Origin of the sequence: Paraburkholderia lebeckiae, assembly GCF_050436225.1 — a bacterium.
GTDB lineage: Bacteria > Pseudomonadota > Gammaproteobacteria > Burkholderiales > Burkholderiaceae > Paraburkholderia > Paraburkholderia tuberum.
Map to the genome: position 1 here is coordinate 2,920,557 of NZ_JBNDLU010000001.1, position 19,516 is coordinate 2,940,072.

The window sequence follows — 19,516 nt, forward strand, 5'->3', positions numbered from 1 at the left end:
AATCAAGGAGTCAGCTACATGTCGAACAGAATCGCGCTCGTGACGGGCGCCGCGCGCGGACTTGGCGCCGTTGTCGCGCGTCGTTTTCACGAGGCAGGCTACAGGGTCGCGCTGGCCGATATCGCGATCGAACCCGCGCAAGCGCTCGCGCATGACCTGAGCAGCGACGGCTCGAGCGCCTGCGCAATCCGGCTCGACGTCACGCGCAAGGCGGACTTCGAAGCGGCGCGCGACGCGTTGCTCGAACGGTGGGGCGGCGTGGACGCGCTCGTCAACAATGCGGGCGCCTCGAAGGTCGTGCCCGTGATGGACATTAGCGCCGAGCAGTTCGATCAGGTCATCAACGTGAATCTGCGCAGCGTGCTGTTCGGCTGCCAGATATTCGGGCAGTACTTCGCGCAGCGCGGCGTGGGCCGCATCGTCAATATCGCGTCGCTGGCGGGGCAGAATGGCGGCTCGGCAACGGGCGCCCACTATGCGGCCGCGAAGGGCGGCGTGCTGACGCTGACCAAGGTCTTCGCGCGCGACCTCGCCGCGCGCGGTGTGACAGTCAACGCGATCTCGCCGGGGCCGCTCGATTTGCCGATCGTTCACGAGAGCGTGCCGGCGGACAAGCTGGCAAAAGTGATCGAAGCGATATCGGTCGGCAAGCTCGGGGCCGCGTCGTATGTTGCCGATGTCGCGGTGATGCTCGCTTCCGGTGACGCTTATTTTGCCAACGGCGCGTGCTGGGACGTCAATGGAGGCCTGTATATGCGCTGATGCGTCTGCAAGGGCCGAGTCGGCCGGGTCATTCCGGCCGCTCGTCCGGCGGGCTCCATACTTCGAGCACGCCGCGCACGAGGGTCGGAATCGACGAAGCGCCGAGCTTTTCCCTGATGCTCGCGCGATGCACGTCCACGGTTTTCACACGGATCGACAGGTCCGCCGCAATGACCTTGCTCGGCTCCCCCTCGATCAAACCGTGCAGCACTTACTTCTCGCGCGACGTGAGCGAGTTGATCCGCTCACGCAGTTCGAGTTGGCGCATATGTTTCGCGTGACGCTGGGACGCGAGTTTCATCGCGCGTTGAATGCGCTCGAGCATCTGCTGCGAGTTGTACGGCTTCTCGACGAAGTCGATCGCACCGCGCTCGCGAGCTTGCAGGGGAAGATCGTGGAAGCGAAGGAAGTCGGCTCGCACTCGGTCATGTTCGTGGAGACCACGCAGATTCGCGTGCGCACCGACGGCGACAGCCTGATTTACTTCAACCGGAATTTTCACCGGGTGCCGCGCGCGTGGAAGGGGCAATGAGTCATTTGAAGCGCTGCCGGCCAGTTCAGGCTCCGGCAGCGCTTACGTTGTCGCTCCGGACATGGCTCCCGTAAAACCTCACCATTGCCCGGACCTCCTGGAACTCCTCACCATTCGCACTACTTCAGCAACGCCATCTGCACGACCTTGACGATCACGAGCGCGATCGCGAGCAGTAGATAGCCGCGCAGCACGCTCATCCAGACGCGTTTGGCGAGCGTCAGACGCGGCGGCGGCAGTTCGTCGAGCGGCGGCATGCGCCACGTGTTGCGCGCGTCCTTCGCATAGACCGGAGCCGGCTCGGCCGCGGACTCGCCGCGCAGCTTGCGCATCCCGAAGCTCGCCACATACCCGACGACCGCGAGCAACGTGCCGCCCGCCAGCACTTCGATGATCGTTTCCGCCGCGATGTCCGGATTGATCACCGACGCGGTCAGGATGACCGACAGCATCACGAGCACCCAGATCACCGCGCCGGTAAACAGATTGAGCTTCTTCGAATTGGCCCACGGACCGAGCACCGCGCGATCGTTGCACAGCAGCAGCAGGAACACGGTCGCGCTCGGCAGCAATACGCCGGCGAGCGTCTGCACCGCTTCGGTCAAGAGACCGAGCGGGCTGCCTGGAATCAGCACCAATGCCGCGGCGGCCGCGACGATCGCGAAGTACACGACGTAGAAGCCCTTCGCATCCGACACGCTACGGTGCAGCGAATGGCGGATCTTGAACACGTCGCCGATCGCATAGGCGGTCGATAGCGACACAGCCGCCGCGCCGATCACGCACGCGTCGAACAGTGCGATCGCGAACAGCACGGCCGAGGTACGTCCCGCGTATCTCTCGAGACCAGCGATCACACCGCCCGCGTCCGTGAAGTTGCCGAACCCGGGCCGTCCGTCGAACAGCGCCGCGCTGAACGAGATCATCGCGACCGCGCCGATCAGTACAAACACGATGCCGATCCACAGGTCGGCTTTTTCGTAGTTCATGAAGCGCGGCGTGATGCGCTTGTCGACCACATAGCTCTGCTGGAAGAACAGTTGCCACGGAGCTACCGTCGTGCCGACGATGCCGATTACGAGCAACATCACGTCGGACAGCTTCGAGTGCGCGGGCCAGTTCGGAATAAAGAAGTCGCGCGCGATCTGGCCGACCGGCGGATGAATCGACACGAGCACCGGCACGAGCAGCAGGCTCAACACGCACAGCGCGACCGCGAAACGCTCGAAGCGGCGGAAGTCGCCGGTGCTGACGGCGGCCATCGTCAGCGCCGCGGCGATGCACACGCCCGCGATCTTCGAGACGCCGAAGAAGTCGAGCACGAACGTGATGCCGATGAATTCCGTCACGATGGTTAGCGCGTTCAGCAGGAACAGATCGACGACGCTGAACGCGCCCCAGAACTTGCCGAAGCGCTCGAAAATAAGCCGTGCGTGGCCCACGCCCGTGACCGCGCCGAGCCGCAACACCATCTCCTGATTGACGAACAGCACCGGCACCAGCAACAGCATGGTCCACAGCAACGTGGTGCCGTAGTTCTGGCCGGCCTGCGTGTAGATGCCGAATGCGCCCGCGTCGTTGTCGCCGACCATCACGATCAGACCGGGGCCGAGGATCGCGAGCAGCGTGCGCAGGCGCGCCCACCAGCTCGTGCGTGGCGCGATGTCATGGTGAGCGATCGTGCCGAGCGCGCCCTTGATATCGCCGACGTGTGCCGAATCGAGCACGGCACTGCGCGCGGAGGAAATGTTCGTCGGAGTAGACATGTCGTTCTCTCCTGGTTGTATTTGTCGAAGGTCGGATCGCGAAACGCTATGCCACGCGCGACATCACGCGACGGCAGAAGGCGATGAACGGATGCGGTGCGTGCAGCACGAGCATGCCGTCGTAATGGGCGCGCGATTCCTGCACACGCGGGAACTGCGAAAGAAGAAGGCCGAATTGCATGAGGGATCTCCGTGCGCCGGTTTCGACGCGCTGGTGGAAAGCCAGCAGACACGGAGGCCGCGTATGTTCAGGCGCGGCGGTGGAGGTCTACTCGCTTTCCTCAGTTGATAGAACGGGGAAGCGGCATAAGTGATAACTGTCACTGTCGGGCATGGCGGCTCCTTGTCGGTGTGTAGCGGGGGTTGCGTTCGAGCGTCTGAAGCGTTCGCTACGCACGTTCGCTACGCACGTGTTTATCCACGCGTTCGCGCGCATTGCGTTGAACTGATTGCGTTGACTGACAACGCGCGCGCAAACGCGACCGCAAGCGCAAGGCTCGCGATGCGACGCCGTATCGGCGCGGGAACGCGCTTGAACGCGGCGTTCCTGTCGTGCGGATACGACGTTACTTTAGGTGCACGGGAAGAAACTGCGGCGCGCACCGTCTGCCAGCTGGCAAGACGGCGGCTGATGAAGAGAGCGCGGACGTCCTGCCGGTCAGGCAGCGAATCTGTTCGAAAGTCGGCTACTGCAGGTGTCCAAGGCGTAAGCCCCATTGGTGATGATTTTTGAATTTTAGGGTTCGCCTTCCGCCGAGGTCAACCTGTTTCTTAAGCAGAGCAGAAAAAATGTGCGGCGCGCGACGGTGGGCACTTTGAATGACATGCGGGTCGAGGCCGATATGGGGGGAGGTCGAACAGGGCACCGATCCGTCCGGCCGATGCCACCACGCCGTGCTCACTGATTGGCGCGCCGTCGCTCGGTCAGCCGGTTATGCACGCTCGTGACGCCGCGAACCGATCGCGCGGCGTTGCCGGCTCGCGCGATTTGCGATTGCCGCGGCACGGTGCCGGTCAGCGTAACGATGCCGTGACGCGCTTCGACACGGATGTTCGCCGAATTGAGGTTCGTGGTGCGCGTGAATGCGCGGCGGACGTCGCGGACGATCGCGCTGTCGGACCGGTTGTTGTTCCGGTTCGAAGCCGCGGGGACCGACTGGCTTTGCATCGACGCATCGTTGGGCATCTCGCGCGTCTGTGCGTTTGCATAGGTCGCGCAAGTCGCGATGGCCACCGCGAACATTGCACCGATGATTCTGCTCGCGCCGTTTGTTTTCATTCTTCCTCCTTTGCCGGTTTGTCAGGAACTGCCGTTCGAGCCGCGTGCTGCCAGCGGGGAAGAGGCGGCGCAACGCACTACCGCCTCGCGACGAGTCATCGACCGTCGGCCCCGATTATATTCTGCGGCGCACGCGCCGATACTGATAGGTGAGAAGATTCGGGAGCCGCCGAGGTGAGAATGTGCGCACCTGTACGCGCACTTCAAATGAAGGTGAGGGAATTCGGGAGTCGCCTGGACGGTGCTACAAATTGCGAATGGTTTCCTCTGAAACTAATATCGCATTCCCAACCTTGCTTCCTTCTCGTCAGGTTCGCCCACGTCGATGCAACGTTTCCGTTTGAGGCGTCATGCGGTCAGGCCGTCTCGCCGGAAGCCGGCGAAGGCGGCGCGCACAAGAGACAAAGGCGCTGCTCGAACGCGAGAAGGTCGACGAAGACCGTCGCAATCATCTGATCCGGTTAAGCGATGCCGCACAGGCGCTCGTTCCCGAACTCGCGCAATTGGACGATCAGAACGCCGACGAAATTTGCGGCCATCTGCCCGCGCAGGTTAGAACGGCGATCTTCGACGCGATGAAGAATGTCGTCGCGGTGCATGGGCTGAAGAACGCGCCGATTGAATGAACGTGGCGCGTGCATCGCGTCAAAGGTGAGGACTTTCGGGAGTCGTGCGCGGCGGTTCTTTTGCAACTAACCGGCCGGGCCAGGAACGGCACAAACCGCGCGGCAAGAGGCTCGCGGGAATGCGCGCATTTATGCCTGTCAGCAATAGGTGAGGATATTCGGGAGCCGTCGATGCTGTATCGGGCGACGGCACGTCGTGCTGACGTACAAAACGCGCTTCATGCAGTCGCCAATCATGGCATCCGTCGCGGTGACCTTGCGCCGGTTGTGTAACGTAAGTCGTTGAATGTCCAGGCGATCTGCCGCGTACGCGGCCGGCATCGGCGATGCGAACCGGCTGCGTTCGATCAAAGGTGAGGGTTTTCGGGAGCGGTGTGTGAGCGCCGAATGCGCTCGCTGAAATGCCCCTTCGAGTCCTCTTTTCACCTCAAAGGTGAGGCATTTCGGGAGCAATGCCGACGGTAACTGACGCCGATCCGCCACCGCTCCGTGCTTGAGGTGAGGATTTTCGGGAGCGCAAATACCCGGCAGCAATAGGCCGTTCAAGCCGATTTCGCGATCTCGCGAATGTCCGCGACCGGCGTCTGCCCGAACGCATCGCTGAGCGCATAGTCGATCAGCTGCGCCGCGCATTGCTCGGGCGTCGACAGTTGGCCGTTGCGTTTCAGCTCGTCGAAGCGCTGGCGCATCGGGAACTGCTCTTTGCCGCTACCGCGAATTTGCGCCTGCATGTCCGTATCGATCACACCCGGCGCAAGGCTGCAGATGCGCAGGGCGCGATTCGCGTCGAGCGCGACGGCGCGCGCGTGATGATCGAGCGCGGCCTTGGTCGCGCAATAGATGCTCCAGCCCGGATACGCGTTGCGCGCCGCGCCGCTCGAAATGTGCACGATGCGGCGGTCGGTTGCGTCGACGGCCGCGGCGGCGAGCGCGCTCGCGAGCATCAGCGGCGTCGCGACGTTCAGGCTCACCGCGTCGGCGACGTTCGCAGCGTCCTGTCCTTCGATGGGCCCGATCGGCTGCACCATGCCCGCGTTGTTGATCAGCAGCACCGTCTGCGCGCCGCGCACGAAGTTGCTCAGTGCGTCGGTGGCGATCCATTGCGCGACGCGTGCGGGCTCGGCCAGCGGCAGCTCGATCTCTTCGAGTTGCGCGGCAAAGCGCGCCTTCAGCGCGGCATGCCGCGAGCGCGACAGACCCAGCACGGTGACGTTGCGCGCGAGCAGTTGTTCGGCGAGCGCCGCGCCCAGGCCGCGCGTATGGCCGGTGACGATCGCGCGAATCGGAGAAGAGGAGGTCATGTCGTTCCTGGTGATCGTTGTCTTGCAGAGTCGACGATTTTCTCACGCCGTATTCACACCGGGCGAAAGCGCTCGCGATACTGCATCGGCGTCACGCCAAGCCGCTTCGTAAACACGATGCGCATGCGGTCGGCGGTGCCGAAGCCGCAATCGTAGGCGATCGTCTTCAGCGCCGCGGCGCTGCTTTCGAGCAGCTTGCGTGCGGCATCCACGCGCGTGCGTTCGACGAATTCATGCGGCGTCACGTTTTCCACGCACAAGGCCGAGTCGTTCGTCCAACTGCTCGCGGCGCTTGTGATCGGCATATGGACGGCGTGCTCGGCATGCCCGGTTGGCACTGGCTGTTCCTGCTCGGCGGCTTGCCGTGCGTCGTGCTCGGTCTGCTGGTGCTGAAGCTGCTGAAGGATCGCATCGACGACGCGGGCTGGCTGTCGTCGGTGGAAAAGAGCCTGCTCGCTGGGCAGATCGCGCAGCAAAGCCGCCCGGCAGAGACGGCCATTCGCTGCTGGGCGCGCTGAAAACGCCGGACTTCCTGACGCTTGGGCTCGTGTACTTCCTGATTCAGGTCGCGTCGTACGGCCTGAATTTCTGGGCACCGCATCTGATTCACGTGGCGGGCACGAAGAATCCCACCGTGGTCGCGTCGATCCCGGCATTCTGGGCGCTGCCGCCAAAGCTGCTGACGGGCGCGGGCGCCGCGCTGTATCGCGTTGATCAACACGCTGGGGCAACTCGGCGGGATCGTGAGCCCGGTGATGGTCGGACGCGTGAAGAATCTGAGCGGCAGCACGACGCCGGCGCTGTGTGTGATCGGCGCGATGAGCGTGGTGTGCGCGCTGATCGTGCTGTATGGGTTGCCGGAGTCGTTGCGCAGTCGTGAGACGACGCAGTGAAATCGAGGGTGGGGGGCGCGGCCGTTGGCTTGCATCGCGTGAGGTGCCGCGCCGCTGCCCGCTCCCGCATCCGCGCACGATAGGCCTGCCGCATCAAACACTTGGCAGGCCTGTGCGCAGGTTGTCCACAAGCTTGTTCCCAAATTATGTGGACAACTGGACTTCGAGGTCGGCGCGAGCGATACGGCATCCCTGCTAAGCGCATTCGCCAGTATCACGGACTCCGTAGCGACGCTCACTGCCTACGCGTGCACCGCGCGCGGATAGTTCTCACGCTTCAAGCACTTAAGCTCGCTGTGCGAAGGTTGTCCACAGGCTTGCCAACAATTTAGGTGGACAAGTTTTGTTTGCCGACGGAGTGGCGAGGAGCGGGATTCGGCATCAGTTGTCCGCATCACGCCTTCAACACGGAGGCCGAAGCGACCACCTCCTCCGGCACCTGCACCTGCAAAACCGCATCCCGCTTATCAAGCAGATGCTGCCGCAAAATCGCGCTGAGCTTCTTGCCGTCGCGAGCCTCGAGCGCCTTCAGCATTTCATCGTGATCGTGAATCGCGCGGTCCCACTTCGGCGTCTGATAGTTCGAGCGAAAGCGCAGTGCCTGCAGCCGCCGGTTGACCGACACATACGTCTGCCGCAGCGCCGAATTTCTCGCCGCTTCGTTGATCTTGTCGTGGATCGCCTGGTTGCGACTGTAGTAGCCCGGCAGATCGTTCTGCGCGCGGCACGCCAGCATCGCGTAATGCAGCGCCTTGATCTCTGCGAGTTCGGCCGCCGTTATGCGCTCGGCCGCGAGTTCGCCGGAAAACGCTTCGAGGCCGCTCATCAATTCGAAGGTTTCGCGCACTTCCGCTTCCGACATCTTCGATACCGACGCGCCCCGGTTCGGCGAAATCTCGATCAGACCTTCGGCAGCCAGCACCTTCAGCGCCTCGCGCAGCGGCGTGCGCGAAATGCCGAGCGTTTCGCACAACTCCCGCTCGTTCAGTTTCTTGCCGGGCTCCAACGCTCCCTCGACGATAAAGCGGCGGATGTGCTCCACCACCGTGTCGTGCAGGCGCTGACGCTCGACCTTCGGCATTAGCGGGCCAGCGGTTAGACCCGCATCGAGATCCGAATTTTGCATACAAAAACCCTCAGCTTCATATGGATTGGATTTTATCGGAACCGCATCGATTAGTTAATCTGTAGCCACACGCGGGTAAACACGGGCCTGAACGGCCAATTTTCGTCTTGGAAGCGTCACGGTTCATCTGATATAGTTTTTTGCATGCAAAATTCAATTGGAGGAGTCTGATGCTGAAGCTAGATTTTCATCCCGCTGGCCGTCATTTCCTGCAGATTCCGGGGCCGAGTCCGGTGCCCGATCGCATTCTCCGCGCGATGAGCTATCCGACCATCGACCATCGCGGACCCGAATTCGGCGAGCTGGGTCTCAAGGTGCTCGACGGTATCAAGAAGATCTTCAAGACGCAGCAGCCGGTCGTCATCTATCCGGCGTCCGGCACGGGCGCGTGGGAAGCCGCATTGTCGAATACGCTGAGCCCCGGCGATCACGTGCTGATGTTCGAGACCGGCCATTTCGCGACGTTGTGGAAAAAAATGGCCGAGAAGCTCGGCCTGATGCCCGAATTCCTGGGGCTGCCAGGCATCGAAGGCTGGCGGCGCGGCGTGCAACCGCAGATGATCGAAGAGCGCCTGCGCGCCGACACGCAGCATGCGATCAAGGCGGTCTGCGTCGTGCACAACGAAACCTCGACCGGCGTCACGTCCGACATCGCCGCCGTGCGTCGCGCGATCGACGCCGCGGGTCATCCGGCGCTGCTGCTCGTCGACACGATCTCCGGTCTCGCGTGCGCTGATTATCGTCATGACGAATGGGGTGTCGACGTGACGGTGTCGGGCTCGCAAAAGGGCTTGATGCTGCCGCCGGGCATCAGCTTCAACGCGATCTCGCCGAAGGCGATGGCCGCCAACCAGCACGCGAAGCTGCCGCGCAGCTTCTGGGACTGGGCGGAAATCGTCGACATGAACAAATCCGGTTACTGGCCGTACACGCCGAACACGAACCTGCTGTACGGGCTGCATGAAGCGATCGAAATGATTCTCGGCGAAGGGCTCGACAACGTATTCGCACGTCACGAGCGGCTTGCCGAAGCGACGCGCCGCGCGGTGCGCGCGTGGGGGCTCGAAATCCAGTGCGCCGATCCCGCCGTCTATAGCCCGGTGCTGACGGGCGTGATGACGCCCGACGGTGTCGATGCCGATGAGGTGCGCAAGCTGATCTACGAACGCTTCGACATGTCGCTCGGCACGGGCCTCGGCAAGATGAAAGGCCGCATGTTCCGCATCGGCCATCTTGGCGATTGCAACGATCTGATGCTGCTCGCGACATTGGCTGGCTGCGAAATGGGTCTGCGGCTTGCTGGCGTGCCGCTCAAGGAAAGCGGCATGCCGGCCGCGATGGAGTGGCTGAGCCAGGCACCGAAGACGCCGGGGTTGAAGGCCGCGGCTTGATTGTCGGGCGCAGGGAGCGCTTCCCTCATCGAGCCGCGCGCAGAACGCGGCCAGAACAACATGCAATGCGTCCATAGCGGCTCTCGCGGCCGACGGGCGACGGACGCAGCGCGCCACTTCGGGCGCGCCGTCGACACATGCCATGGAGAGAGACGATGAAGCGGTTTCGTTTGACCAGTGCGACCAGTATCGTTCTAGTGATGCTCTGCATCATGTACTTCATCACGTACCTCGATCGCGTAAACGTCAGCACCGCGGCGGCGGGTTTCGGCAAGGAATTCAATCTCACGCATACGCAGGTCGGCCTCGTGTTCTCGGCCTTCGCGTATCCGTATCTGGTGTTTCAGGTGATCGGCGGCTGGGTAAGCGATCGCTTCGGCGCGCGACGCACGCTGCTGTTCTGTGGCGCCATCTGGGGTCTCGCGACGGTATTCACGGGCTTCGCGGGCGGGCTCGCTTCGTTGCTCGCCGCGCGGCTCGTGCTCGGTTTCGGTGAAGGCGCGACGTTCCCGGCTGCAACGTCGGCGATGTCGCGCTGGGTCGCGAAGGAAAAGCGCGGCTTCGCGCAGGGCATCACGCACGCGGCGTCGCGAGTCGGCAATGCGGTCGCGCCGGCGCTTATCGTGATCGTGATGACCAACTGGGGCTGGCGCGAATCGTTCTTTATCTGCGGCGGGCTAAGTCTGGTGTGGGTCGTCATGTGGGCGCTCACGTTCACCGAGCATCCGAAGGATCATCCGCGCATCACGGCCGAGGAACTCGCGGTGCTGCCCACGCCGAAGCCGAAGGTCTCCGGCCTGCCGTGGGGCAAGCTGTTTCGCCGTATGACGCCGGTCACGATCGTCTACTTCTGCTACGGCTGGACGCTGTGGCTGTTCCTGAGCTGGATTCCGCTGTACTTCCTGCATAACCACCATCTGGAATTGAAGAAGTCGGCGATCTTCGCGTCGGTCGTGTTCTTCGCGGGCGTGATTGGCGACACGCTCGGCGGCATCGTCACCGATGCGATCTTCACGCGCACCGGCAGCCTCAAACGCGCGCGCAGCTGGATGGTGTCGGTGTGCATGCTGTTCTGCCTGCTGTCGCTGATTCCTCTGATGTTCACGCATGACCTGACGCTGTCGATCGCCTGTCTCGCGTCGGGCTTCTTCTTCGCCGAGATGACGATCGGCCCGATGTGGGCGATCCCGATGGATATCGCGCCGGAATTCGCCGGCACCGCGAGCGGCATGATGAACACGGGCTCGGCGCTCGCCGCGATCATCTCGCCGGTGATGGGCGGCTTTCTGATCGACCACTTTGGCAACTGGGATCTGCCGTTCGTGGGCAGCATGTTGCTGATGGGCATCGGCGTCGTGCTCGCGTTCCGCATGCAGCCGGAGAGCCGCTTCGAAGTTGGCGCGTCGGAGAAGGCGCACGTTTCCACCCGGATGGGCGTGTAACACATGACTTCATCATTTAGCCAGCTGCTTGCCGATGCGCGTCGCAATCGCACGGTGCTCGATACGTTGCCGCCGGAGCTGCTTCCTTCCGATGCCGACGCGGCCTACGCAATCCAGCACGAAATCTTGAGCGCGTGCGGCGCGCGAATCGGCGGCTGGAAGATCGGCGCGAAATCGGCGAGCGGACCGATTCAAGGCGCGCCATTGCCCGACACCGATCTGCACGCCGACGGCGCGCGTCTATCGCGCGAAGGCTTCGCGCCGCTCGGTCTCGAACTCGAAGTCGCGTTCCGTTTCGGCCAGCGTTTCGAGCCGTCCACTAAACCGTACCGCGAGGACGAAGTGCTCGGTAGCATCGGCTCGATCGGCGCGACCATCGAGATCGTCGCGAGCCGCCATGCCGCGTGGCCCGCCATCGACAAACTCGCGCAGCTTGCGGACCTGCAGAATCATGGCGCGCTGATCGTCGGTGAATTCACACGGTATCGCGAGGATTTTCCGTTCGTCGCGCCGTCGCTGCGCTTCGCGTTCAACGGAGGCAATGTCGTCGAAACGACGCCCGCGAATCCTGCCGGCGATCCGCGGCGGCTGTTGACGTGGCTCGTCAATCACGCGAGTTCGCGCGGCATTGCGGTGACGCCGGAGATGGTGATCACCGCCGGTTCGTACACCGGTATGTTCTTTCCGCGCGAGGCGGGCACCGTGAGCGGACATATCGAAGGACTCGCGCCGGTGCATCTGACGCTGTACTAGGTAATTCGAGCCGTGCGGTTCAGGCGCGCTCCTCACAGGCCGACGAAATGACGAATCCCACTGCGGGCTTGCTCGTCAAGCCGATCCATCTGGTCCCCTCCGCCGCGCGCGCAACGAGTCCGCTCGCGCAGCATCTGCGCAAAGCGCTGCGCGGCGACGTGCTGTTCGATCTCGCCAGCCGCGGCCGCTACGCGACCGATGCGTCGATCTATCAGATCACGCCGGTCGGCGTCGTGGTGCCGCGCGATCAGGACGACCTGCGCATCGCGCTCGAGATCGCGCGCAGCGAGAAAGTACCGCTGCTCGCGCGCGGCGCGGGCACGAGCCAGTGCGGGCAGACGGTCGGCGAAGCGCTGGTGGTCGATACGAGCAAGTGGCTCAACAACATCGTCGCGTTCGATGCCGACGCGCGCACCGTGACGGTCGAACCCGGCGTCGTGCTCGATCATCTCAACGCGTGGCTGAAACCGCATGGACTGTGGTTTCCGGTGGATGTATCGACGGCTGCCCAGTGCACGATCGGCGGCATGGCCGGCAACAACTCATGCGGCTCGCGCTCGATAGAATACGGCAACATGGTGCACAACGTCGACGCCATCGACGCGATTCTCGCCGACGGCAGCGAAGCGCGCTTCGCGTCGCTGCGCGAGCCGCCGCAAGGCGAGCGCTTGCAGCAGATCGTCGCGGGCGTCACGCGGATCGCGCAGCGCGAGCGTGACGAAATCGTCGCACGCGTGCCGAAGGTGCTGCGCCGCGTCGCGGGCTACAACATCGACCTGTTCGACTGCCAGAATCCGCGCGCCTATACCGATGACGGCAGCGCGAACCTCGCGCATCTGCTGGTCGGCTCGGAAGGCACGCTCGCATTCAGCCGGCAGATCACGCTGAAGCTCGCGCCGCTGCCCGCGCACAGGGCGCTTGGCGTGGTCAACTTTCCGACCTTCCGGCAGTCGATGGCGCTCACGCAGCACATCGTCAAGCTGAAGCCGGTCGCTGTCGAACTCGTCGATCGCACGATGATCGATCTCGCGTTGACCAATCCCGCGTTTCGTCCGGTGATCGAGAAGGCGCTGGTCGGCGAGCCGCAGGCGATTCTGCTCGTCGAGTTCGCGGGCGAGGATCGCGACGCGCAGCTCGCGTCGCTGAAGCAGCTCACGGAGTTGATGGGCGAGTTGGGCCTGCCCGATGCGGTCGTCGAGATGCCGGACGCAAATGCGCAAAAAGCGCTGTGGGAAGTGCGCAAGGCCGGTCTCAACATCATGATGAGCATGAAGGGCGACGGCAAACCGGTGTCCTTCATCGAAGATTGCGCGGTGCCGCTCGAACATCTGGCCGACTACACGAGCCGGCTGACCGACGTGTTTCATCGCCACGGCACCGAAGGCACGTGGTACGCGCATGCAAGCGTCGGTACGCTGCACGTGCGGCCGATTCTCGACATGCGCCGCGACGGGGCGACGAAAATGCGCGCGATCGCCGAGGAAGCGGCCGCGCTCGTGCGCGAGTACAAGGGCGCGTATTCCGGCGAGCATGGCGACGGGCTATGCCGTGGCGAATGGGTTGCGTGGCAATACGGGCCGCGGCTCAACGAGGCGTTCAGCGAGATCAAGGCGTTGTTCGATCCGGACAACCGCTTCAATCCCGACAAGATCGTGCGTCCGCCGAAGATGGACGACGCGCGCAATTTCCGCTTTGCGCCGGGCTATCGCGAACAGCGCATCGAAACGGTGCTCGACTGGTCGACGTGGAACGTGAAGCGCGATCCGCTGACGGGCGCAGAAAGCGCGCCGGGCAGCGGCGACGATCTGAGCGGCGGCCTCGCGAAAGCGGTCGAGATGTGCAACAACAACGGCCACTGTCGCAAGTTCGACGCGGGCACGATGTGCCCGAGCTATCGCGTGACGAAGGACGAGCAACATTTGACGCGCGGGCGGGCCAACACGTTGCGGCTCGCGATTTCGGGGCAGCTCGGCGAAAGCGGGCTCGCGAGCGATGACGTGAAGGAGACGCTCGACCTGTGCGTATCGTGCAAGGGCTGCAAGCGCGATTGCCCGACCGGCGTCGATATGGCGAAGTTCAAGATCGAGGCGCGGGCGGCGCGTGTCAAGACGCATGGGGTGCGGCTGCGCGACAGGCTCGTCGCGTTCATGCCGCGCTATGCGGGCGCGGCGAGCCGCATGCCGAGGCTGCTGGCGCTCGCGGACAACGTGCCGGTGCTGTCGGCGTGGTTCAAGCGCTCGGTCGGATTCGCGACCGAGCGGAGTTTGCCGCGGTTCAAGAAGGCGTTTCTGGCCGATGCGGTGTCCGTGAAGCCTGCACGCAACGCCGCCCAGGCGTCCGCGCTGAAAGAAGTCCTGCTGTTCGTCGATACCTTCAACAACCACCTCGAGCCCGACAACGCGCGCGCCGCGCAACAGGTGCTCGAAGCGGCGGGCTACACGGTCCACTTCAATGCACGCCCGGGAGAGCGTCCCGTGTGTTGCGGCCGCACGTTTCTCGCGGCGGGTCTCGTCGACGAAGCGAAAGAGGAAGCGCGGCGCATGCTCGAGCTGTTCAGGCCGTTCGTCGAACGTGGCGTGCCGGTGGTGGGGTTGGAGCCATCGTGTCTGCTGTCGTTGCGCGATGAATTTCTGCAGTACGGTTTCGGCGAAGAGGCGCAGCGCCTCGCGCAGCACGCGTTTCTGTTCGAGGAATTCCTCGTGCGCGAAGAAAAGGCCGGACGATTGCAGCTCGAATTGAAGCCGCTGCCGATGCAGCAGGCACTCGTGCACGGCCACTGCCATCAGAAGGCGTTTGACGCATTCACGCCGGTGCAGACCGTGCTGAAGTGGATTCCCGAGTTGAAGGTATCGACGGTCGAATCGTCGTGCTGCGGGATGGCCGGCAGCTTCGGCTATGAAGCGGAGCACTACGCGAGCTCGCAGGCGATGGCCGAGCTGGCGCTGCTACCCGCGGTGCGCAAGCTGGACGCGGCCACGGTGATGGTCGCCGACGGCACTAGCTGCCGGCATCAGATTCACGACGGCGCGGGCGTCGACGCGATCCACGTCGCGCGTGTGCTGGCGATGGCGCTGCGATGACACGGAGCTAACCGCAAAGCGAAACTCGAACGCGAATCTCAAACACCGATAGCCTGCCGGAACCCACTCGGCGTCACCCCTACAGCCTCGCGAAACCGGTGACTAAAGTGACTCGCGTTCGCATAGCCACACTGCCCGGCGATCTGCGCGAGCGGCAACGTCGTCGTGCGCAGCAGCGTGCGCGCGCGATCGAGCCGCTGCCGCGCGACCCAGGCGGCGGGCGGCAACCCGAACGACTCGCGAAACATCCGCGCAAGATGAAACTCCGACAGCGCCGCGACACCCGACAACTCCCCGAGCGTCAACGGCTGCGCAAGATGACTGTCGATATAGTCGCGCAGGCGGCGCCGCGTCGCGGCCGACAGCCCGCCTTTCAGCGCCACGTTCGCGCGCCGTACGCCTTGGCCGCGCAATAGCAGGCTCAGCACTTCGTGCGCGGTCTCGTTGGTGCGCAGCAGACCGTCGGGACTTTCCCACTCCTCGTTGACGAGCGACTGACACAGACTCGCAATGCGCGGGTCCTCGAAATAGGTGCGATCGGCGAGCGTCAGTTCGCGCGGTTCGCGGTCGAGCTCCTGCACCGCGCGTCGCGTGAAGTGCTCGGGCAGGAAGTACAGATGCATGAAGTGCATGTGGCCGCGCACCCACCAGCGCGATTCGTGATCGCCGGGCAGTGCGCACAGCCGCGACGGCGCGCCGTAGTGGCCCGGCATTTTCTGGCGCTCGGTGCGATAGCCGCCGTCCAGATAGCACGACAGCGTGTGATGGCCGGGCCGTTCGTAGACGGTCTCGTCCTCCTTCGTGTCGCGAGTCCATAGCGCGATCGCGAGTCCGTCGCCGAGCCACGCGAAGCGGTCCAGATGCGCGTTCGCACTGGCGAGCGTGTGACAGACCGACTGCAGGCCAAAAGGCATGCCGGCGGTGGATATCACGGGGACGGACGGGGTGGGGTTCACGGGGCGCGCGGAGGTTTTCGGTGTAGGGTGCTGGTTGAGCGGCCAGTATACGGCGGGGTCCCGTCTGCCTGCGCATCGGCGTGAAAAAGTGCGCAATTTTGGACAATTGCGGTCGGCGGCGCGGTTGCATAGTCGGGCTTTCTTCCATGCTGCACGTCATCGCAGTCCGTCATTGCAGTCTGAGGCCCGACCATGAATCTCCTCCTTTATGCCATCACCGTGCTGATCTGGGGCACCACGTGGATCGCAATCAAATGGCAACTCGGCGCGGTGCCGCCACCGGTATCGATTGCGTGGCGTTTCTGGATCGCCGCGCTGCTGATGTTCGCACTGGCGCGCATCATGCGCCGCCCGATCTGGCCGCCGCGCGACGCCTGGCGCTACCTCGCCGCGCAGGGTCTCGCGCTGTTCTGCCTGAATTTCCTGTGCTTCTACTACGCAGAACAGCTCGTGCCGAGCGGGCTCGTCGCGGTGGTGTTCTCGACCGCGCCGCTGCTGAACTCGATCAACGGGCGGCTGTTCATGGGCCGGCCTCTGCAGCCGAGCGCGATTGCGGGTGCGTTGCTCGGGCTCGTCGGCATTGTCTGCCTGTTCGTGCAGCAGATGGCCGGGCATCTCGGCGACCACACCGCATGGCTCGGGCTCGGCGTCGCGTTTCTCGGCACGCTGTGCTTCTCGGCCGGCAACCTGCTGTCGAGTCGCATGCAGTCAATGGGCCTGCATCCGTTCGCGACCAACAGCTGGGCCATGCTGATCGGCGCTGCCGTCCTGACGCTCGGTAGTCTGTTCGCCGGCTATTCGTTCGCGGTGGAACCGTCGGCGCGCTATCTCGGTGCGCTCGCGTATCTCGTGGTGTTCGGCTCGGTGATCGGCTTTACGGCGTACTTGATGCTCGTCGGCCGTATGGGCCCGGAGCGGGCCGCCTATTGCACGGTATTGTTTCCGATCGTCGCGCTCGCGGCATCGACGCTGTTCGAGGGCTATCGGTGGTCAGCGCTCGCGGTGGTCGGTCTAATGCTCGTGGTGGTCGGCAATCTGGTGGCGTTCGATCTGACGCGGCGGATTTTCGAGCGTCGCCGGGCGGCGCGGACATGATGAGCGTCTCGCTCAAGGTGAGGATTTACAGAAGCAGAAAAAGCGACTTAATCTCTGATCGGTGAGTGTTTACGGGAACCGGTATTTACCGGATTCGTGGAGGAAAGACTTTGTCGGAAACATGATTCCATGCAAATGGAATGAATTCGATGAATCGGCATTCAACAAACATTTTTCAACAATAAATTTACTATTTTTATGTGAGAGGATAAAAGGCACAAATCTGATGTGCGCGTCTCGCGCCTAGCAAGGACCGACTGCCGTGAAGCCTTTCTCCCGCCTTGGCTTGGCCGTGGTGTTAATCCACAGCCTGATCTCGCCGAATGTTTCCGCGCAATCCCAATTGAATTACACGACCTCATGGATCGGTAATAGTTTCGGATTCGGCGACGGCAAATGGATGCAGCAGGATATTCAGGCCATTAGCGTCGGCGCCAATGGCACCGTTTATACGAATGCGCCGTGGGACGAAAGCGGCAGTGAAATCGCCGCCTATCAGGGGGGCGACAAGCTCGCGGTGGCCGGTTCGACGCATGGCTGGGGTGCGGCCGGCGGCGACGCGGTGGCCGTCAACCAGACGTACCTGTATGCGGCGATGTCGATCGGCAACGAGAACAATGCGCTGGTCGGCGCCGACTATCCGCCGGCCAATCAGACCTGGTACGGCATCACGCGACGCACGCTTGCGAATCTCGCGACCGGCGCGCCGTTTTCCAGCGGCATCGGCAATAGCGCGAACGCGACGAAGAACAGTTTCGTCGCGGTGGAAACGGTGAAGACCGGCACCGACGCGAGCATTCGCGGCCTCGCCGCAACCGACAGCGAGCTCTACGTGGCCGACACGTACGGCAACCGGATCGCCGTGTACGACGCGCAGTCCATGCAGCCGCTGCGTTCGTGGAGCGTCGCGTCGCCGGCCCGCATCGCGATCGACACCGACTCGACGCTGTGGATCATCAGCGGCTTCGGCACGGGCAATCTGAGCATCCTGCACTACCGCGCCGACGGCACCGCGCTCGCCGGGCCATTGACGTTGCCCGCCGGCACCGTGCCGAGCGACCTCACAGTGACGCCATCCGGCCAACTGCTGGTCGCCGACAACGGCGTTTCGCAGCAGATCCTCGTGTTCAACAAGGGCGCGGGCGGCGAGATGCAGGCGGGCACGTCGATCGGCACGCGCAACGGCATTTTCCACCCGGTGCGCGGCGTGCCCGGCGATACGCGTTTCAACGGCATCACCGGCATCGGCGTCGACGCGGCCGGCACTCTGTACGTCGCGCAAAACGGCGAGGGACCGCGCGCGCTCGGCTCGGCATCCGTAGGGCAGGGCGCAGTGCTGGAGAGCTACGTGTACGGCACGCGCGTGCTCAACTGGCGGCTCTACGGTCTGAGCTTCGTCGATAGCGGCGCGTTCGACCCGGCCACGCCCGCTTCCATCTACACGGGCTCGAAGCGCTTCACGCTCGATTACAGGCAGCCGGTCGGCCTCGAATGGTCGTATGCGGCGTTCACGCTCGATCGCTTCGATTACCCCGACGATCCCGCCTTTCACGAGCCGCGCGGCGTGCGTGGCGAACCGATGGTGCGCAGATTCGATGGCCAGCGCTTTCTCTATACGCTCGATCCGGGCGCGCACTATCTGAACGTCTATCGCTTCGATGCCGCGCATGGCGAGATCGCGATACCGTCGGGGATGCTCGCGCAGAATCCGCTGCCCGGCGCATGGCCCGCCGCGCAACCGACCTTCGGCGAATGGCTGTGGCGCGACAGCAATGGCAATGGGGCCGTCGACGCGAGCGAGATCAGCGGCAATCCGTCGACCGGCAGCACGGTCGGCGACGGCTTCTGGTGGGTCGACGAACCCGGCAACGTGTGGCTTGCCACACCATTGAGCGGCGTGCGCGAGATGCCGCTGCAAGGTCTCGACTCCGCCGGCAATCCGATCTACACGTACGCGAGTGCGAAGATGTTCGCGATGCCCGCGCCATTCACGCGGCTCGCGCGGCTCGTCTATGTCGCAGCGACCGACACGATGTATCTGTCCGGTTTCACGAGCGCGATTCCGTGGGACTCGACGCACTGGAAGGAAGCGGGCCCGGTGCTTGCGCGCTATGACAACTGGAGCAGCGGCACACCGACCCTGGTGTACACGGTCTCGCTGCCGTGGAACACGCAAAGCGATCCGCAGACCACCACGGTCGGCGTCGCGGTGGCGGGCAACTATATCTTCGTTGCCGAGCTGTACACCGATCGCATCGACGTCTACGACGCGCGCAATGGCACGGCGGTGGGTTACATGACGCCGGGCGCGAGCGTCGGCGGCACGAGCGGCTGGGTCGACGTGTATCTCGGCATCAGCGCGGTGCAGCGCGATAACGGCGAGTATGTGGTGCTGGTCGAAGACGACGCGCGCGCGAAGCTGCTGATGTATCGCTGGACGCCTTGACGTGGATCGCTGTCGCGCCGAACACGAATAGACGGCGGCGCACGATCGGTATATAACAACTTTACCAA

14 protein-coding genes and 4 pseudogenes are annotated in these 19,516 nt (G+C 63.7%); 10 read left to right on the plus strand and 8 right to left on the minus strand.

The features are described 5' to 3' along the window. Positions 1–18 precede the first annotated feature (18 nt). Positions 19–762, plus strand: coding sequence for an SDR family NAD(P)-dependent oxidoreductase (locus OKW45_RS13720; RefSeq protein ID WP_429468863.1), 744 nt, complete (start codon positions 19–21; stop codon positions 760–762). Between the two features lie 28 nt (positions 763–790). Here OKW45_RS13720 and OKW45_RS13725 read toward each other — a convergent pair. Then, positions 791–1,156, minus strand: a pseudogene (locus OKW45_RS13725) (response regulator transcription factor); the annotation flags it as partial. On the opposite strand from OKW45_RS13725, the pseudogene OKW45_RS13730 reads away from it, so the two are divergent. Continuing rightward, a pseudogene (locus OKW45_RS13730) lies at positions 1,124–1,294 on the plus strand (flavin reductase); the annotation flags it as partial. The pseudogenes OKW45_RS13725 and OKW45_RS13730 sit on opposite strands and share 33 nt — an antisense overlap. Positions 1,295–1,413: 119 nt before the next feature. Here the strand turns inward: OKW45_RS13730 and OKW45_RS13735 are convergent. The 3 genes from OKW45_RS13735 to OKW45_RS13745 form a co-directional block, all read right to left on the minus strand. Further along, positions 1,414–3,060, minus strand: a complete 1,647-nt coding sequence (locus OKW45_RS13735; RefSeq protein WP_429468866.1) for an NRAMP family divalent metal transporter — start codon at positions 3,058–3,060, stop codon at positions 1,414–1,416. Positions 3,061–3,106: 46 nt separating this feature from the next. Continuing rightward, positions 3,107–3,241: a hypothetical protein gene (locus OKW45_RS13740; protein WP_018424053.1), complete on the minus strand. Its 135-nt coding sequence runs from the start codon at positions 3,239–3,241 to the stop codon at positions 3,107–3,109. 717 nt (positions 3,242–3,958) lie between these two features. Continuing rightward, on the minus strand, positions 3,959–4,339 hold the full coding sequence (locus tag OKW45_RS13745; RefSeq protein WP_018424054.1) for a BON domain-containing protein: 381 nt from the start codon (positions 4,337–4,339) through the stop codon (positions 3,959–3,961). A gap of 350 nt (positions 4,340–4,689) precedes the next feature. On the opposite strand from OKW45_RS13745, the gene OKW45_RS13750 reads away from it, so the two are divergent. Further along, on the plus strand, positions 4,690–4,965 hold the full coding sequence (locus OKW45_RS13750) for a winged helix DNA-binding protein (RefSeq protein ID WP_018424055.1): 276 nt from the start codon (positions 4,690–4,692) through the stop codon (positions 4,963–4,965). A 542-nt stretch (positions 4,966–5,507) separates the two neighbouring features. Here the strand turns inward: OKW45_RS13750 and OKW45_RS13755 are convergent. Together OKW45_RS13755 and OKW45_RS13760 are read right to left on the minus strand one after the other, a co-directional pair. Beyond that, positions 5,508–6,266, minus strand: coding sequence for an SDR family oxidoreductase (locus OKW45_RS13755; protein ID WP_429468869.1), 759 nt, complete (start codon positions 6,264–6,266; stop codon positions 5,508–5,510). A gap of 53 nt (positions 6,267–6,319) precedes the next feature. Further along, positions 6,320–6,511: pseudogene (locus tag OKW45_RS13760) on the minus strand (helix-turn-helix domain-containing protein); the annotation flags it as partial. Positions 6,512–6,526: 15 nt separating this feature from the next. Between OKW45_RS13760 and OKW45_RS13765 the strand changes: the two are divergent. Further along, a pseudogene (locus OKW45_RS13765) lies at positions 6,527–7,159 on the plus strand (MFS transporter); the annotation flags it as partial. A gap of 394 nt (positions 7,160–7,553) precedes the next feature. Here OKW45_RS13765 and OKW45_RS13770 read toward each other — a convergent pair. Then, entirely contained in the window at positions 7,554–8,285 is a 732-nt protein-coding gene (locus OKW45_RS13770; RefSeq protein WP_018424059.1) for a GntR family transcriptional regulator, read from the minus strand. A gap of 170 nt (positions 8,286–8,455) precedes the next feature. Between OKW45_RS13770 and OKW45_RS13775 the strand changes: the two genes are divergently transcribed. From OKW45_RS13775 to OKW45_RS13790, 4 genes are all read left to right on the plus strand, one after another. Continuing rightward, positions 8,456–9,676, plus strand: a complete 1,221-nt coding sequence (locus OKW45_RS13775; RefSeq protein ID WP_018424060.1) for a pyridoxal-phosphate-dependent aminotransferase family protein — start codon at positions 8,456–8,458, stop codon at positions 9,674–9,676. Between the two features lie 155 nt (positions 9,677–9,831). Beyond that, positions 9,832–11,118 (plus strand): MFS transporter, encoded by a 1,287-nt coding sequence (locus OKW45_RS13780; protein ID WP_429468872.1) that lies wholly within the window; start codon positions 9,832–9,834, stop codon positions 11,116–11,118. 3 nt (positions 11,119–11,121) lie between these two features. Then, positions 11,122–11,871 carry a 2-keto-4-pentenoate hydratase gene (locus tag OKW45_RS13785; RefSeq protein WP_429468874.1) on the plus strand — a complete coding sequence of 250 codons (750 nt, stop codon included), beginning with the start codon at positions 11,122–11,124 and terminating at the stop codon, positions 11,869–11,871. 47 nt (positions 11,872–11,918) lie between these two features. Continuing rightward, positions 11,919–14,951, plus strand: a complete 3,033-nt coding sequence (locus OKW45_RS13790) for an FAD-binding and (Fe-S)-binding domain-containing protein (protein WP_429468876.1) — start codon at positions 11,919–11,921, stop codon at positions 14,949–14,951. 38 nt (positions 14,952–14,989) lie between these two features. On the opposite strand, the gene OKW45_RS13795 is transcribed toward OKW45_RS13790, so the two are convergent. Then, entirely contained in the window at positions 14,990–15,865 is an 876-nt protein-coding gene (locus OKW45_RS13795; RefSeq protein ID WP_429468879.1) for a helix-turn-helix domain-containing protein, read from the minus strand. Positions 15,866–16,099: 234 nt separating this feature from the next. Here OKW45_RS13795 and OKW45_RS13800 point away from each other — a divergent pair, with 234 nt between their 5' ends. Further along, the gene (locus OKW45_RS13800; RefSeq protein ID WP_429468881.1) at positions 16,100–17,002 is read left to right on the plus strand and encodes a DMT family transporter; all 903 of its coding nucleotides are present in this window, start codon (positions 16,100–16,102) and stop codon (positions 17,000–17,002) included. A 262-nt stretch (positions 17,003–17,264) separates the two neighbouring features. Beyond that, positions 17,265–19,448, plus strand: a complete 2,184-nt coding sequence (locus OKW45_RS13805) for an NHL repeat-containing protein (protein ID WP_429468883.1) — start codon at positions 17,265–17,267, stop codon at positions 19,446–19,448. The last annotated feature ends 68 nt before the right edge of the window (positions 19,449–19,516 follow it).

What these genes read in the sequence shown, in the direction of transcription:
- OKW45_RS13795 (WP_429468879.1), bottom strand. Translation starts at nt 15,865, where the DNA reads ATGCCTTTTGGCCTGCAGTCGGTCTGTCACACGCTCGCCAGTGCGAAC.
- OKW45_RS13780 (WP_429468872.1), top strand. Translation starts at nt 9,832, where the DNA reads ATGAAGCGGTTTCGTTTGACCAGTGCGACCAGTATCGTTCTAGTGATG.
- OKW45_RS13750 (WP_018424055.1), top strand. Translation starts at nt 4,690, where the DNA reads ATGCGGTCAGGCCGTCTCGCCGGAAGCCGGCGAAGGCGGCGCGCACAA.
- OKW45_RS13720 (WP_429468863.1), top strand. Translation starts at nt 19, where the DNA reads ATGTCGAACAGAATCGCGCTCGTGACGGGCGCCGCGCGCGGACTTGGC.
- OKW45_RS13770 (WP_018424059.1), bottom strand. Translation starts at nt 8,285, where the DNA reads ATGCAAAATTCGGATCTCGATGCGGGTCTAACCGCTGGCCCGCTAATG.
- OKW45_RS13785 (WP_429468874.1), top strand. Translation starts at nt 11,122, where the DNA reads ATGACTTCATCATTTAGCCAGCTGCTTGCCGATGCGCGTCGCAATCGC.
- OKW45_RS13740 (WP_018424053.1), bottom strand. Translation starts at nt 3,241, where the DNA reads ATGCAATTCGGCCTTCTTCTTTCGCAGTTCCCGCGTGTGCAGGAATCG.
- OKW45_RS13775 (WP_018424060.1), top strand. Translation starts at nt 8,456, where the DNA reads ATGCTGAAGCTAGATTTTCATCCCGCTGGCCGTCATTTCCTGCAGATT.
- OKW45_RS13745 (WP_018424054.1), bottom strand. Translation starts at nt 4,339, where the DNA reads ATGAAAACAAACGGCGCGAGCAGAATCATCGGTGCAATGTTCGCGGTG.
- OKW45_RS13790 (WP_429468876.1), top strand. Translation starts at nt 11,919, where the DNA reads ATGACGAATCCCACTGCGGGCTTGCTCGTCAAGCCGATCCATCTGGTC.
- OKW45_RS13800 (WP_429468881.1), top strand. Translation starts at nt 16,100, where the DNA reads ATGAATCTCCTCCTTTATGCCATCACCGTGCTGATCTGGGGCACCACG.
- OKW45_RS13755 (WP_429468869.1), bottom strand. Translation starts at nt 6,266, where the DNA reads ATGACCTCCTCTTCTCCGATTCGCGCGATCGTCACCGGCCATACGCGC.
- OKW45_RS13735 (WP_429468866.1), bottom strand. Translation starts at nt 3,060, where the DNA reads ATGTCTACTCCGACGAACATTTCCTCCGCGCGCAGTGCCGTGCTCGAT.